Annotated in this window: 12 protein-coding genes; 9 read left to right on the top strand and 3 right to left on the bottom strand. The window is 64.7% G+C overall.

Features of this window, described 5'->3' with window-relative positions; genetic code table 11:
* Positions 1-32 precede the first annotated feature (32 nt).
* Positions 33-1,316 (top strand): Zn-dependent hydrolase, encoded by a 1,284-nt coding sequence (locus ABM562_RS13800; protein WP_115087225.1) that lies wholly within the window; start codon positions 33-35, stop codon positions 1,314-1,316.
* A gap of 92 nt (positions 1,317-1,408) precedes the next feature.
* Here ABM562_RS13800 and ABM562_RS13795 read toward each other — a convergent pair whose 3' ends face one another.
* Positions 1,409-2,278 (bottom strand): LysR family transcriptional regulator, encoded by an 870-nt coding sequence (locus ABM562_RS13795; protein ID WP_134063169.1) that lies wholly within the window; start codon positions 2,276-2,278, stop codon positions 1,409-1,411.
* Between the two features lie 190 nt (positions 2,279-2,468).
* Here ABM562_RS13795 and ABM562_RS13790 point away from each other — a divergent pair, with 190 nt between their 5' ends.
* The 3 genes from ABM562_RS13790 to ABM562_RS13780 all read left to right on the top strand — a co-directional run bounded on the left by ABM562_RS13790 (position 2,469) and on the right by ABM562_RS13780 (position 5,997).
* Complete coding sequence (locus ABM562_RS13790; RefSeq protein WP_115087223.1) at positions 2,469-3,785, top strand: MFS transporter; 1,317 nt, start codon at positions 2,469-2,471, stop codon at positions 3,783-3,785.
* 18 nt (positions 3,786-3,803) lie between these two features.
* Positions 3,804-5,195, top strand: a complete 1,392-nt coding sequence (locus ABM562_RS13785) for an FAD-dependent oxidoreductase (protein WP_115087222.1) — start codon at positions 3,804-3,806, stop codon at positions 5,193-5,195.
* Between the two features lie 94 nt (positions 5,196-5,289).
* Positions 5,290-5,997, top strand: coding sequence for a YebC/PmpR family DNA-binding transcriptional regulator (locus ABM562_RS13780; protein WP_115087221.1), 708 nt, complete (start codon positions 5,290-5,292; stop codon positions 5,995-5,997).
* A 71-nt stretch (positions 5,998-6,068) separates the two neighbouring features.
* Here the strand turns inward: ABM562_RS13780 and ABM562_RS13775 are convergent, their stop codons facing one another.
* Complete coding sequence (locus tag ABM562_RS13775; RefSeq protein ID WP_460422336.1) at positions 6,069-7,358, bottom strand: leucine-rich repeat-containing protein kinase family protein; 1,290 nt, start codon at positions 7,356-7,358, stop codon at positions 6,069-6,071.
* A gap of 142 nt (positions 7,359-7,500) precedes the next feature.
* Here ABM562_RS13775 and ABM562_RS13770 point away from each other — a divergent pair, with 142 nt between their 5' ends.
* On the top strand, positions 7,501-9,390 hold the full coding sequence (locus tag ABM562_RS13770) for a propionyl-CoA synthetase (RefSeq protein ID WP_134063163.1): 1,890 nt from the start codon (positions 7,501-7,503) through the stop codon (positions 9,388-9,390).
* Positions 9,391-9,524: 134 nt separating this feature from the next.
* Here ABM562_RS13770 and zapE read toward each other — a convergent pair whose 3' ends face one another.
* Positions 9,525-10,625 (bottom strand): cell division protein ZapE, encoded by a 1,101-nt coding sequence (gene zapE / locus ABM562_RS13765; RefSeq protein ID WP_460422334.1) that lies wholly within the window; start codon positions 10,623-10,625, stop codon positions 9,525-9,527.
* Positions 10,626-10,906: 281 nt separating this feature from the next.
* Between zapE and ABM562_RS13760 the strand changes: the two genes are divergently transcribed.
* From ABM562_RS13760 to ABM562_RS13745, 4 genes are read left to right on the top strand one after another with little or no spacing between them, the layout of a single operon-like run.
* The gene (locus tag ABM562_RS13760; protein WP_115087655.1) at positions 10,907-11,395 is read left to right on the top strand and encodes a Csu type fimbrial protein; all 489 of its coding nucleotides are present in this window, start codon (positions 10,907-10,909) and stop codon (positions 11,393-11,395) included.
* Between the two features lie 32 nt (positions 11,396-11,427).
* Positions 11,428-11,955 (top strand): Csu type fimbrial protein, encoded by a 528-nt coding sequence (locus tag ABM562_RS13755; RefSeq protein ID WP_115087217.1) that lies wholly within the window; start codon positions 11,428-11,430, stop codon positions 11,953-11,955.
* Between the two features lie 17 nt (positions 11,956-11,972).
* Positions 11,973-12,506, top strand: a complete 534-nt coding sequence (locus ABM562_RS13750) for a Csu type fimbrial protein (RefSeq protein ID WP_115087216.1) — start codon at positions 11,973-11,975, stop codon at positions 12,504-12,506.
* 3 nt (positions 12,507-12,509) lie between these two features.
* On the top strand, positions 12,510-13,013 hold the full coding sequence (locus tag ABM562_RS13745; RefSeq protein WP_115087215.1) for a Csu type fimbrial protein: 504 nt from the start codon (positions 12,510-12,512) through the stop codon (positions 13,011-13,013).
* Positions 13,014-13,049: the final 36 nt, after the last annotated feature.

The following is a 13,049-nucleotide window of genomic DNA, read 5'->3' as shown; positions in this document are numbered from 1 at the left end:
CAGAGGCCAGGCACGTGATGCAGGAGAAGAACATGCAAACAACTCAGGACGTTCTGCAATCGACCCAACGGCATATCAACGGCGAACGCTTGTGGCAGTCGCTGATGGACCTGGCCAGGCTCGGCGCCACGGTCAAGGGCGGGGTCTGCCGGCTGGCCCTGACCGACCTCGATCGCCAGGCCCGCGACCTGTTCGTCAAATGGACCGAAGAGGCCGGTTGTACCGTCACCATTGACGGCGTTGGCAACATCTTCGCCCGCCGTCCGGGACGCAACCCGCAACTGCCGCCGGTGATGACCGGTAGTCATATCGACACCCAGCCTACCGGCGGCAAGTTCGACGGCTGCTTTGGTGTGCTGGCCGGGCTTGAAGTGCTGCGCACCCTCAATGACCTCAAGGTGGAAACCGAAGCGCCGCTGGAAGTGGTGGTGTGGACCAACGAGGAGGGCTCGCGCTTTGCCCCGTGCATGATGGGTTCGGGGGTGTTTGCCGAGAAATTCACCCTGGCCGAAACCCTGGCCAAGACCGATGCCGAAGGTATCAGCGTCGGCGAGGCGCTCAACGCCATTGGCTATGCCGGGCCACGGCCGGTCAGCGGCCATCCGGTGGGCGCTTACTTCGAGGCACATATCGAGCAGGGGCCGATCCTGGAAGACCAGCACAAGACCATCGGTGTGGTGCTGGGCGCGCTCGGGCAGAAGTGGTTCGACCTGACCCTGCGCGGCGTCGAGGCCCACGCCGGGCCAACGCCGATGCACCTGCGCAAGGATGCCCTGGTCGGCGCCAGCGCGGTGGTGGCGGCGGTCAACCGCGTGGCCCTGGAGCATCAACCCCACGCCTGCGGCACGGTCGGTTGCCTGCAGGCCTATCCGGGCTCGCGCAACGTGATCCCCGGCGAAGTGCGCATGACCCTGGATTTCCGTCACCTGGAGCCGGCGCGGCTGGATTCGATGATTGCCCAGGTCAAGGATGTGATCAGCAGCACCTGTCAGCAGCACGGGCTGACCCACAGCCTGACGCCGACGGCAGATTTCCCGCCGCTGTATTTCGACGAGGGTTGCGTGGAGGCGGTGCGCAGCGCGGCCGGGGGGCTGGGGCTGTCGCACATGGATATCGTCAGTGGCGCCGGGCATGACGCGATCTTTGTCGCTGAACTGGGGCCGGCGGGGATGATCTTCGTGCCCTGCGAAGGGGGGATCAGCCACAACGAGATCGAGAATGCCGCGCCTGAAGACCTGGCCGATGGTTGCGCGGTGCTGTTGCGCTCGATGCTGGCGGCGGCGCAGGCAGTGGCGCGGGGCAGGGAAGCGGCTTGAGCTGAAGGCCCCATCGCTGGCAAGCCAGCTCCCACAGGGTAAGCAGGAGCTACTGTGGGAGCTGGCTTGCCAGCGATGGCCGCGCCGCGGTTTCAGAGGCTGTCCTGAACCATCTGCAAAAACGTCGCCACCAGCCGCCGTGAACTCTGCTCACGCAGGCACACCAAGGTCTCGGTCAAGCGCCGCTGGCAGTCGACAATCGGCAACGCACACACCCGCGCATCGGCGCCGAACTCGGCGGCCGACACCACCCCCACACCAATCCCCACCACCACCGCCTCGCGCGCTGCTTCCCGGCCTTCTACCTGGATCGCCGCGCGGATGCGCAGGCCGGCGCGGGCCATTTCTTCTTCGAGCGTCTGGCGGGTCACCGAGCCCGGTTCACGCAGCACGATCGGCGTGTCATCCAGGTCGGCCAGGCTGATCGAGCCGCGGCTGGCCCATGGATGGTTATGGGACACGAAGGCCACCATCGGGTCACTGCGCATCGGCACGCACAGCAACCGTTCGTCATCCACGTCACGACCGAGCAGGGCCAGGTCGGCCTGGTAATTGAACAGCCGCAGCAGCGACTCGTCGGTGTTGCCGGTTTCGATCTTGACGCTGATCCCCGGGTATTGCTGGCAGAAGCGGGCGATCTGCGGCAGCACGTGCACCGGCGCATCCACCGCCAGCACCAGGGTGCCGGTCTGCAGGGCGCGGGAATCCTGCAGCAGTTCATGGGCCTCGGCCTCGCAGACGAACAGGCGCTGGGTGATCGCCAGCAGGCGCTCGCCCAGGTCAGTCAGTTGCACCGAACGCTTGTTGCGGTGAAACAGCAATACGCCGAAGCGTTCTTCGAGTTTGCGCACCTGGTCGGAGATCGCCGGCTGGGTCAGGAACAACCGTTCGGCGGCGCGGGTGAAGCTGCCGTGCAGGGCAACCGCGTGAAAAGCCTTCAACTGAGCATGGGACACCGACATCGCAGCACCTGTTACAAGCTGAGCTTATTTGTGAAATACGATAAATCGATTTTATTTATCAGTCAGTAATTGTTTCTATCTGAGCAGGTGACGGGTTCGACCGGCCGTCACGCAGTGCGCAACACAACAACAAGACAGGCGTTTTTTTCAAATTCTGCCGGCACACTCAGCTTCCGAGGTCAGATCCACCATGAACAAATACGTCGCAGATATCAAACGTTGGCGCGTGCAGATTTTTGCCATCACCTGGCTGGCCTACGCCGCGTTCTATTTCACCCGCAAAGCCTTTTCGGTAGCCAAGCTCGGCATCGCCGAAGACCCAAGCTTTACCCTCGACAAAATGGCCATGGCCAACCTCGACGCCCTCTACCTGACCGCCTACGCAGTCGGGCAATTTACCTGGGGCATGCTCGCCGACCGCTTCGGCCCGCGGGTGGTGGTACTCGGTGGCCTGGTGATCTCGGCGGCGGCGGCGGTGGTGATGGGCAGCTACGCGACCTTCCCGATCTTCGCCACCTGCATGCTGGTCCAGGGCCTGGCGCAATCGACCGGCTGGGCCGGCTTGTGCAAGAACATCGGCAGCTTCTTCCCGTCCTCCCAGCGCGGGCGGGTTCTTGGGTTGTGGAGTTCCTGCTATGCCTTCGGCGGCCTGGTGGCGTCGCCGTTCGCCGGCTGGTGGGCCTACACCCTGATCGGCAGCTGGCATGCGGCGTTTATCTCCAGCGCTGCCGTCGTGGCGGTAGTGGCGGTGCTGTTCTTCATTTTTCAGCGCAACAAGCCTGAAGACGTCGGCCTGCCGGCGGTGGAGCCGGAGCCTGAGAGCATGGTCCCGGGCTCGACCCTCTGCAGCATCTGGGCACCGCTGCGCGAGATCCTGCGCAACCGCACGGTGCTGACCCTGGGGCTTGCGTACTTTCTGCTCAAACCGGCGCGCTACGCCATTTTGTTGTGGGGCCCGGTGATCGTCTTCGAACAGATGCCCTCGGTGGGCAAGGTCGGTGCGGCGATCATCCCCACCGCCTTCGAGCTGGCCGGCCTGCTCGGCCCGATCATGATCGGCCTGGCCTCGGACAAACTGTTCGGTGCCCGCCGTATGCCAGCCTGCGTGATCAGCCTGGTCGTGCTGACCGTGACCCTCGGGCTGTTCATGGCTGCGCTCAATACCGGCAGCGTGATCCTGGTAGTGGCCTTGCTGTTCGTCATGGGCCTGACCCTGTACGGGCCGGACTCGATGATCAGCGGCGCGGCAGCCATCGATTTCGGCACCGCCAAGGCCGGCGCCACCGCAGCCGGCTTCGTCAACGGCTGCGGTTCGGTCGGGGCGATTCTCGGCGGCTTGCTGCCGGGCTATTTCGACAGCGTCACGGTGTTCATCGTGTTCGCCGGGTGCGCGCTGTTCTCCGCCCTGGTGCTGCTGCCGCACTGGAACAGCCGCCCGGCCAGCGCCGAGCACACACCGGCTGTCGCCCCCAACACGGCCATGGCCATCAAACCGCTGCGCACTTGAACCTAAAGGGAAGCCCACATGAGACCGTTCTGGCTGCAACAGGCGCTGGACCAGGAAGTTGCACCCACGTGCCCGCCGCTGGCTGGCGATATCGACTGCCAGGTGTGCGTCGTCGGTGGTGGTTACACCGGCCTGTGGACGGCGCTCATGCTCAAGGAGCATAACCCGGCGCTGGATGTCGTGCTGATTGAAGCCGACATCTGTGGCGCCGGGGCCAGTGGACGCAACGGCGGCTGTGCGCTGTCGTGGTCGGCCAAGTACTTCACCCTTGAGCGGCTGTTCGGGGTGGACGAGGCGGTGCGCCTGGTCAAGGCCTCGGAGCAGAGCATCTACGCCATTGGTGATTTCTGCCAGGCCCATGGCATCAATGCCGATTACCGTCTGGACGGCACCCTGTACACCGCCACCAATCGCGCCCAGGTCGGCGCCACCGATGGCGTGATTGCCGCCCTGGAGCGCCAGGGTATCAACTCGTTCCGCCGCTTGCCGGTAGAGCAGGTGCAGCGCCTGGCAGGCTCGGCCAAGCATCTGGAAGGCTGGTTCTCGCCAGCGGCCGCCACGGTACAGCCGGGCAAACTGGTGCGCGGCCTGCGCCGGGTCGCCTTGCAAAAGGGGGTGCGCATTTATGAAGGCACGGCCATGACCGGCTTGCAGGAAGGGCCGCAGGCCGTGGTCGAGACCGCCTCTGGCTCTGTCCGCGCCGGCCGCGTGGTGTTGGCCCTGAATGCCTGGATGGCGCGGGCCTTCCCGCAGTTCGAACGCAGCGTGGCGATCGTCTCCAGTGACATGATCATCACCGAACCGCAACCCGAACTGCTCCAGCAGATCGGCCTGACCAGCGGCATCAGCGTGCTCGATTCGCGGATCTTCGTGCATTACTACCACAACACCAGTGATGGCCGGTTGATGCTCGGCAAGGGCGGCAATACCTTCGCCTATGGCGGGCGCATGTTGCCGGTGTTCGACCAACCTTCACCCTACGAGCCGTTGCTGCGCCGCAGCCTGGGTGAGTTCTTCCCGGCGCTGGCCCAGGTGCCGATCGCCGCCACTTGGAACGGGCCGTCGGACCGTTCGGTGACCGGTTTGCCGTTTTTTGGCCGGCTTAATGGCCAGGGCAACGTGTTCTACGGCTTTGGTTACTCGGGCAGCGGCGTCGGCCCCTGCCATATGGGCGGGCAGATCCTCTCGTCGCTGGCCCTGGGCCTGGACAACCCGTGGACCCGCTCGCCGCTGGTCAACGGCCCGCTGGGCTATTTCCCGCCGGAGCCGATTCGGTACCTGGGCTCATTGATGGTGCGCAATGCCATCCGTCGCAAGGAGCAGGCCGAAGACAACGGCCACCGCCCGCGCCACCTCGACGTGCGCCTGGCGCGGTTTGCCGCCGCCGCGGGCAAGGCCGACAAGGGCTGAAGGGTTTTTTTGTCGATGGCTTGCGGAGCGTATAAACTGCTTGCCACTTTGGCCGGTCGCTACCTGAACCGGCACCTGAAACAAGAGAGTCGAGATGGGCGCACAGTGGAAAGCCAAGCATAGAGAAGTAGCAGCCAACGCCAAAGGCAAGATCATGGGCAAGCTGTCCAAGGAGATCCAGATCGCGGCCAAGTCCGGCGCCGACCCGGACATGAACCCGCGCCTGCGCCTGGCCATCGAGCAAGCCAAAAAGGCCTCGATGACCCGCGAGACCCTGGAACGGGCGATCCGCAAGGGCGCAGGCCTGGATGGCGATGCGGTGCAGTACACCGCCGTGACCTATGAAGGCTTTGCCCCGCATCAGGTGCCGCTGATCGTCGAGTGCCTGACCGACAACGTCAACCGCACCGTGGCGCAGATCCGCGTCCTGTTCCGCAAGGGCCAGCTGGGCGCTTCGGGCTCGGTAGCCTGGGACTTCAACCACGTCGGCCTGATCGAAGCCACGCCGAACAGCCCTGACGCTGACCCGGAAATGGCCGCCATCGAAGCCGGTGCCCAGGATTTTGCCGAAGGCGAAGAAGAGGGCGCGACCCTGTTCATCACTGACACCACCGACCTCGACGCCGTGCAGAAAGCCCTGCCGGGTCAGGGGTTCACCGTGGTCTCGGCGAAAATCGGCTACACCCCGAAAAACCCGGTCAGCACCCTGAGCGATGAGCAGATGGAAGAGGTTGAAGCCTTCCTGCAGGCGATCGACGATAACGACGACGTGCAGAACGTGTATGTAGGTCTGGCGGGTTGATGTAAACCGTAAGGGCCTCATCGCGGGGCAAGCCCGCTCCCACAGTGTGTGGGAGCTGGCTTGCCAGCGATTCAGACACCGCGAAGCTGCTGACAGACCTCGTCGAAGCTTGGCCGACGCATCACCTCAGCCTGCACACAACCCCGCTGCACCGCCCTCAATCCCTCGCAATCCCCCTCGCAACACGCCAGCAACTCCCCCAGCAACACCCCGAACGCCAATACCTCGATCCGCTGCAACGCTTCAGCCGCCACACTGCCATCCAGCGGGTGAAACGACGCCGCGCCAAAATCCCCCAGCAAGCAGTCGCCCGCCTCATCACACAGCACATTGTGCGCATACAGGTCGCCATGGGTAATGCCGTGCCCGTGCAGGTGCGCGCCCACTGCAGCAATGGCGCTGGCCAGGCGCCGCACGCTGGCCAGGCTCAGGCGTCGTGGCGGGTATGTATCCCGTGTGCAGGAATCCAGGCTCGGCGGCCCGGCGAGGTTGAACCAGCTCGGCTCGATCAACTGCATCACCAGCGCCGGTAGTTGCTGCGGGTGGTTGTCGATGCGTCCGGCCAGGCGTACCAGTTGCGGGTGATCGCCCGCAGCAATGCAGGCGCTCATCTCGTTGAGCGGCAAGCCGTCGCTGGTGATCTCGCCCTTGTACAGTTTGACCGCCACTGGCGCGCTCTGCTGCTGCCAGCGGGCCTGGTGAATGACCCCGGACGCGCCCTGGCCCAACACCTGTTCGAGGGAGATCTGCTGCCAGTCGATGACCTGGCAATGGCCCGGGTCCTGCGGGGTGCAGTAACCCGCAGGCATGGGATTGCCGGCATAGGCCAGCCAGGCCAGGCGTGGCATCTGCAGCAGCCACTCGGGCAGGGCGGGCAACTGGTTGGCCGATAGCCGCAGCAGTTCAAGCTTTGTGCAGCGCGCGAGATTCGCCGGCAGTTCGCGCAGGCGGTTGCCGGCCAGCATCAGCTTTTGCAGGTCCGGGCAGTTGCCCAGAGCCTCGGGCAAGGTTTCGATGCGGTTGTCGGTAAGCACCAGGGCCCGCAACCGCAGTGGCAGTGCGGCGCCGCTGACCTGTTCGATCTGGTTGCTCTTGAAGCCGACCATCTCAAGCTTCGGGCATTGGCCGATGCCTTCGGGCAAATGGCGAAAGCGGTTCTGCGAACAGAACAACACCTTGAGCTTGCGCAGGCGGCCCAGGTCAGCGGGCAAGTCGCTCAGGCGGTTACCGGTAAGGTTGAGCACTTCCAGACTGTCGGCCAGGTCGAAGATTTCCTCCGGGAACTGTTCCAGCCCGCAGGCCAGGTCGAGGCGGGAAATACCTGCCAGACGGCCGGCTTTGAGGTCTTCAAGGGTATGCATGGGGATCGCGGCAGGCTCGAAAATAAACGGCGCCCATCATACCGGCAAGATGCGACTTAAGTCCCATGGCAGACTGGCCGCCGCGGTCCATACTCGAAGCTCGCCCTTTATTAATAACAACAAGTTCAGGGTTTTACATTCGATGACATACCAGCACAGCTACGCCCGCTCCATCGCCGATCCTGCCGCCTTCTGGGCCGAACAGGCTGACCACCTGGCCTGGTACCGCAAGCCCCTGCAAACCCTTGCTGAAAACGCCGACGGCACCCACCAGTGGTTTGCCGACGGCCGGCTCAACAGCTGCTACCTGGCCCTTGATCATCAGATCGAGCAAGGCCGTGGCGAGCAGACTGCGCTGATCTACGACTCGCCGGTGACCGGCAGCCAGCAGCAGTTCAGCTACAACCAGCTGCGCGACGAGGTGGCGCGCCTGGCCGGCTTGCTGCGCGAGCTTGGGGTCAAGAAGGGCGACGGGGTGATCATCTACATGCCCATGGTGCCGCAGGCGGCCATGGCCATGCTCGCCTGTGCGCGCATCGGTGCGGTGCATTCGGTGGTGTTTGGTGGCTTTGCCGCCAACGAACTGGCCCTGCGCATCGACGATGCCCGGCCCACGCTGCTGCTGACCGCCTCGTGCGGGCTGGAGTTCGACCGGGTCATCGAGTACAAACCGCTGGTGGATCGTGCCTTGCAACTGGCCAAGCACCAGCCGCGCCAGGTGCTGGTGCTGCAACGTCCGCAAGCCCGGGCGGCGCTGGTCGAAGGCCGCGACCTGGACTGGCTCGAAGCCGTGGCCACGGCCAGCCCGGTGGCGCCGGTGGAGCTGGCCGCCGCCGACCCGCTGTACATCATGTACACCTCCGGCACCACCGGCAAACCCAAGGGGATTGTCCGGGAAAACGGCGGCAACGCCGTGGCCCTGAGCTTTGCCATGCGCCACATCTATGGCATGCAGGCGGGGGATGTGTGGTGGGGGATCTCCGACGTTGGCTGGGTGGTGGGCCATTCGTTGATCGTCTACGGGCCGCTGATGAACGGCTGCACCACGGTGTTCTACGAAGGCAAGCCGATCCGCACGCCCGACGCCGGTGCCTACTGGCGGGTGGTCGAGCAGTACCGGGTCAACGGCCTGTTCTGCGCGCCCACCGCCATGCGTGCGATCCGCAAGGAAGACCCTGACGGCGAACTGCTGCGCCGCTACGACCTGAGCTCCCTGCGCCAACTGTTTCTGGCCGGCGAAAAACTCGATTCCAGCACCCATCAATGGCTGGAGACAACCAGCGGCAAGACCGTGCACGACCACTGGTGGCAGACCGAAACCGGCTGGCCGGTGACTGCGCCCTGCGTGGGCCTTGACGGCAGTGCGGCGCGGCCGGGTTCGAGCAATCGTGCGGTGCCGGGTTATCACGTGCGGGTGCTGGACGATGATGGGCACTTGCTGGGCGCCAACCAGCAAGGTTCGATCGTGATTGCCTTGCCGCTGCCGCCGGGGTGCAGCCAGACCTTGTGGGGCGACCACCAGCGTTACCTGGATGCCTACCTGAAGACTTACCCGGGCTACTACCACACCGGTGACGGCGGTTATCTGGATGAGGACGGTTTCGTCTACATCATGGGGCGCACCGATGACGTCATCAACGTCTCCGGCCATCGTCTGTCCACTGGTGAAATGGAAGACCTGGTCGCCCGTCACCCGGCGGTGGCCGAATGCGCGGTGATCGGCGTGCACGATGAGATCAAGGGCCAGGTGCCGCTGGCACTGGTGGTGCTCAAGGACGGCCAGGATATTGCGCAGGCGCAGTTGCAGAGCGAGCTGGTGGCCAGCGTGCGCGAGCAGATTGGTGCTTTGGCGTGTTTCAACCAGGTGCGGGTGGTCAAGCGCCTGCCCAAGACCCGTTCGGGCAAGATCCTGCGCGCGGTGCTGCGCAAGATTGCCGACCAGCAGCCGTATACACCGCCTTCGACCCTGGATGATCCGGCGGTGTTGGTGGAGATCGAGGCGGTGTTGGCGAGCCTGGCGCGGGTTGGGTAAGCAGGTAGTAACCCGGTGGCCTCATCGCTGGCAAGCCAGCTCCCACAGGTCTTGCACCAACCTTGAGAACACTGCCAATCCTGTGGGAGCCGGCATTGCCGGCGATCGAGCGCGCAGCGCTCGTAGTTCAGGTCTCAGCAGCCAGCCTGGCGCAACTGCCCCAGGCGGCTGCGGGTGCGGGCCAGGTCGCTGGCGCTGCCGCCCAGGCTGGCGGTCAGCGGCAGGCTGCCGATCAGCACCAGGTGCTTGTCCTGGTCATACAGCACGTCCACCAGGTTGATGAAGCGCTGCTGGGCGGCAATCGAGCAGTCTTCAAGGTTCGGCAAGCAGTCGATGATCCAGTGATCAAAACGCCGGGCCAGTTCCAGGTAGTCGATCACCGCCGTCGGCTGCTCGCACAATTCGACAAAATCAAAGCCCACCGTGCGTTGCTCGCTCAGGCGTGCGCGCAGCGTGCGCTTGCCAACCTCCAATAAAACCGGCGCGTCACCCGGCTCAGGCAACTGCAAGGCCTGGCGCTGTTCGCGGCTGCCCGGCCACAGGTAGTGCCCCTGGGTAAAGCGCTGCTGGCCAGCCGCACTGGGCAGGCTGCGAAAGTCTTGCTCGCCGCCGACTTCCAGCACCTGCATCTGGCTGTTGATCAGGCGGATCACCGGCTCGAAACGCTGGTGATACAGCGGGTTGGGCAGCAAGCCTTGCGGCGCGTAGTTGGAGGTTACCAGGAGAAAAATCCGCCGCTTGAACAAGGCCTGGAACAGCCGGGCGATGAGCATGGCGTCGCCGATGTCATGCACGTGGAACTCGTCGAAACACAGCACCTGGCAGTCGTCGAGCAGCTCATCCAGGGTGCAGGCCAGGGCGTCGTCCTGCTGGCGATGATCAAACATGCCCTGGTGCAGGCGGGCGAAAAAGTCATGAAAGTGCAGGCGGCGTTTGTCGGCCTGGGGCAAGGCCTGGAAGAAGCCGTCAAGCAGCCAGCTCTTGCCGCGCCCGACCGCGCCATACAGGTACAGGCTACAGGCCTGGCCACTTTCAAGCTGCGCCGCCTGGGTAGCCATATGCTCGATCACCCGCAGTTGCCCCGCGCTCAGGGTGTAACCGCGGGCAGCGGCCTTGGCGCGAAAGTGCTGACGGACGGTCGCCGCCAGGCCGCTTTCATCAGCCACCGGCCGACTCAAACGATGGCGCAGGGCACGCAGGGGCGTACGTATCCAGGAAGGGGGCAAGATAGGCAAACCGGGTTCCTCGGGCTATCGGGACTCAAGGGCCAGCTTGAGCGAGGGCGGCTAATTTAACCAATATGATTGAGGGCGGCCAGTGATCTCGAAAGGGGATAACTGGCGATTTTTATCGCGGGGCAAGCCCGCTCCTACAGGGGAATCTTGTACGGGGCTTATACATTTCTCTGTGAACTGGCAGGTTCTTCCTTCGCTGCTACCCTCAAGGTCAGACCACTCCTGCGTTGAAGGATGACAAGGTGAAGGGACGCTCTTTGACGACGCTGCTCGGTCTGTTCATGGCCACCACGGCAGGCGCCGCCGATTTCATGGTTGAAGTCAAAGTGGAAGTGCAGCGCGGCTGCGTACTTATCCACCAGCCCCGCGATGCCGGCGCCCAGGCCCTGGGCGTGCTCGACTTCGGCCGCACCGCACGGCTGGACGACCCGGCCGGCCCGCTGAGCAGCCAACTGATCGCTTTGCGCCCGCCGCGCCTGGAATGCAACCCCGACACCGCTTATCAGGTGCAGGTCGATGGCGGCCAGCACGGTGGCATCGGCGAGGTGCGTTACCTGGCCAGCGGCCAGCCTGCGACAAAACCCATTCCCTACCGTTTGTATCAGGACCCGGCCTGGCGTCAGCCCTTGCCGGTCAATGTCGTGCAGCATGCCCGGGTGCCGGATAGCGGCTCGGTGGCGCTGCCGTTGTACGCGCGCATCGACCGTCTGGCCGAAGTACCGGCGGTGGGGCGATATTCGGATCTGCTCAAAGTCACCGTCACCTGGTAACCGGGGCGGCGCCTGCTAAAGGAACTGGCGGTATGAAACGGGTATTGCTGTTGAGTGTTGGCCCACTGCTGTTGCTCAGCCCCGATGCCTTCGCGGTCATGAGCGGGCATATCCAGGCGCAGCTGGTGATCAGCAGTGCCTGCCAGATCAGCGGCGGGCCCGGCACCCTCGAAACCCCGGACGGCGGCGTGCTGGACTTTGGCCGCCAGGGCCCGAGCTGGACCAACCCGCTGCGCTCAGGCATTGAAGAAGCCACCGGTGACGGCAGCCTGCAGGTGCGCTGCAACCCGGCGGTGCGTGCCTTTACCGTGAGCATCAACGGCGGTGCCAACGGTGACGGCGCCACCCGACGCTTGAGCAACGGCCGCGAACTGATCCCCTATGAGCTGTCCGCCGATTCCTCGGGCCGGGCCCTTTATGCCATCGGCCAGACCCGCAATTTTTCGGTCAGCAGCGCCGCGCAGATTCCGATTCCGATCTACGGCGCGGTGGTCGCCCATCCCAAGGCGCTGCCCGCTGGCATCTACCGCGACACCCTGATGGTGACCCTGGATTGGTAGCACGCAAGGAGTGACACATGCACCCAAACCTCTCACGCTTCATTTTCGCAGGCCTGGGCCTGGCGCTCGCGGCTCAGGCCCAGGCGGCCACGGTAACCGGCAATATCACTGCCACCCTGACGCTGATCGCCAGTTGCCAGGTCAACGGTGGCGGCGGGGCCAGCGGCCTGAATTTCGGTACGCTGAATTTCGGCACCCAGGAGGCGCTCTTCACTGATGCCCCCGGGCAGGTGCTGGGCGGTGGCGGCGGGGCCATGAGCATCCTCTGCTCCAGCGGCACGGTGCCGGAGATCAAGGTGCGCGCCGGCGCTCACGACAGCCAGTCGTCCGGCGGCACCCGGGCACTTTACGATGGTGTGGCCAACTACGTGCCCTATGACTTCTACACCGATTCAGGGCACACCCAGGTGCTGGCCATCGACGGCACGATCACCTTGCCGACCAGCACCGGCGTGGCGCAGACGGTCAACCTCTACGGCCTGGCCAAGGGCAAGGCGGGCCTGCCGGCCGGGGTGTATACCGACACCGTAGCGGTCGAGCTGAGTTTCTGAGCCGTGACCCGCGCCTTGCCTGCGCTGCTGGCCCTGGTCGCTGGCAGTGCGCCGTTGCCGGTGGCGGCGGTCACCACCAGCACCTTCCAGGTCAGCGCCACGGTGGTGGCCGGCTGCCTGGTGGTGGGCGGGGTGAGCAACTACGGCAACCTGGACTTCGGCAGCTATTCGGCGCTGTCGACCAGCAGTGTGACCACCGCCCTGGGCGGCACCACGGTAACCCTGCAATGCACGCCGGGAGTGAGCCTGAGCATGAGCGTGGATGCAGGACTGAACAGCGCCAGCGGCACGCGCAACCTCAAACGCAGCAGCGGCACTTCGCTGGTGGCCTATCAATTGTTTCGCGACGCCGGCTTCAGCCAGAGCCTGGGCATCAACCAGAGCGTGGCAGTGAGCTACAGCGACCCGACGGCGATCAAGCTGCCGGTCTACGCCCGGGCCCAGCTGACCGGCAGCCTGCCGGCCGGCAGCTATACCGATGTGGTGCAGGTGGTGCTGACCTTTTGAGCCGCGCCGCCAGAAGATTTCGACAATAAGGAGTGT

The sequence above is a fragment of the Pseudomonas sp. ZL2 genome (assembly GCF_054788455.1).
The sequence above is the reverse complement of the archived record's forward strand: the minus strand, read 5'-3'. Positions and strand labels throughout refer to the sequence as shown.

What these genes read in the sequence shown, in the direction of transcription:
- ABM562_RS13785 (WP_115087222.1), top strand. Translation starts at nt 3,804, where the DNA reads ATGAGACCGTTCTGGCTGCAACAGGCGCTGGACCAGGAAGTTGCACCC.
- ABM562_RS13790 (WP_115087223.1), top strand. Translation starts at nt 2,469, where the DNA reads ATGAACAAATACGTCGCAGATATCAAACGTTGGCGCGTGCAGATTTTT.
- ABM562_RS13755 (WP_115087217.1), top strand. Translation starts at nt 11,428, where the DNA reads ATGAAACGGGTATTGCTGTTGAGTGTTGGCCCACTGCTGTTGCTCAGC.
- ABM562_RS13780 (WP_115087221.1), top strand. Translation starts at nt 5,290, where the DNA reads ATGGGCGCACAGTGGAAAGCCAAGCATAGAGAAGTAGCAGCCAACGCC.
- ABM562_RS13775 (WP_460422336.1), bottom strand. Translation starts at nt 7,358, where the DNA reads ATGCATACCCTTGAAGACCTCAAAGCCGGCCGTCTGGCAGGTATTTCC.
- ABM562_RS13770 (WP_134063163.1), top strand. Translation starts at nt 7,501, where the DNA reads ATGACATACCAGCACAGCTACGCCCGCTCCATCGCCGATCCTGCCGCC.
- ABM562_RS13795 (WP_134063169.1), bottom strand. Translation starts at nt 2,278, where the DNA reads ATGTCGGTGTCCCATGCTCAGTTGAAGGCTTTTCACGCGGTTGCCCTG.
- ABM562_RS13800 (WP_115087225.1), top strand. Translation starts at nt 33, where the DNA reads ATGCAAACAACTCAGGACGTTCTGCAATCGACCCAACGGCATATCAAC.
- ABM562_RS13750 (WP_115087216.1), top strand. Translation starts at nt 11,973, where the DNA reads ATGCACCCAAACCTCTCACGCTTCATTTTCGCAGGCCTGGGCCTGGCG.
- ABM562_RS13760 (WP_115087655.1), top strand. Translation starts at nt 10,907, where the DNA reads ATGGCCACCACGGCAGGCGCCGCCGATTTCATGGTTGAAGTCAAAGTG.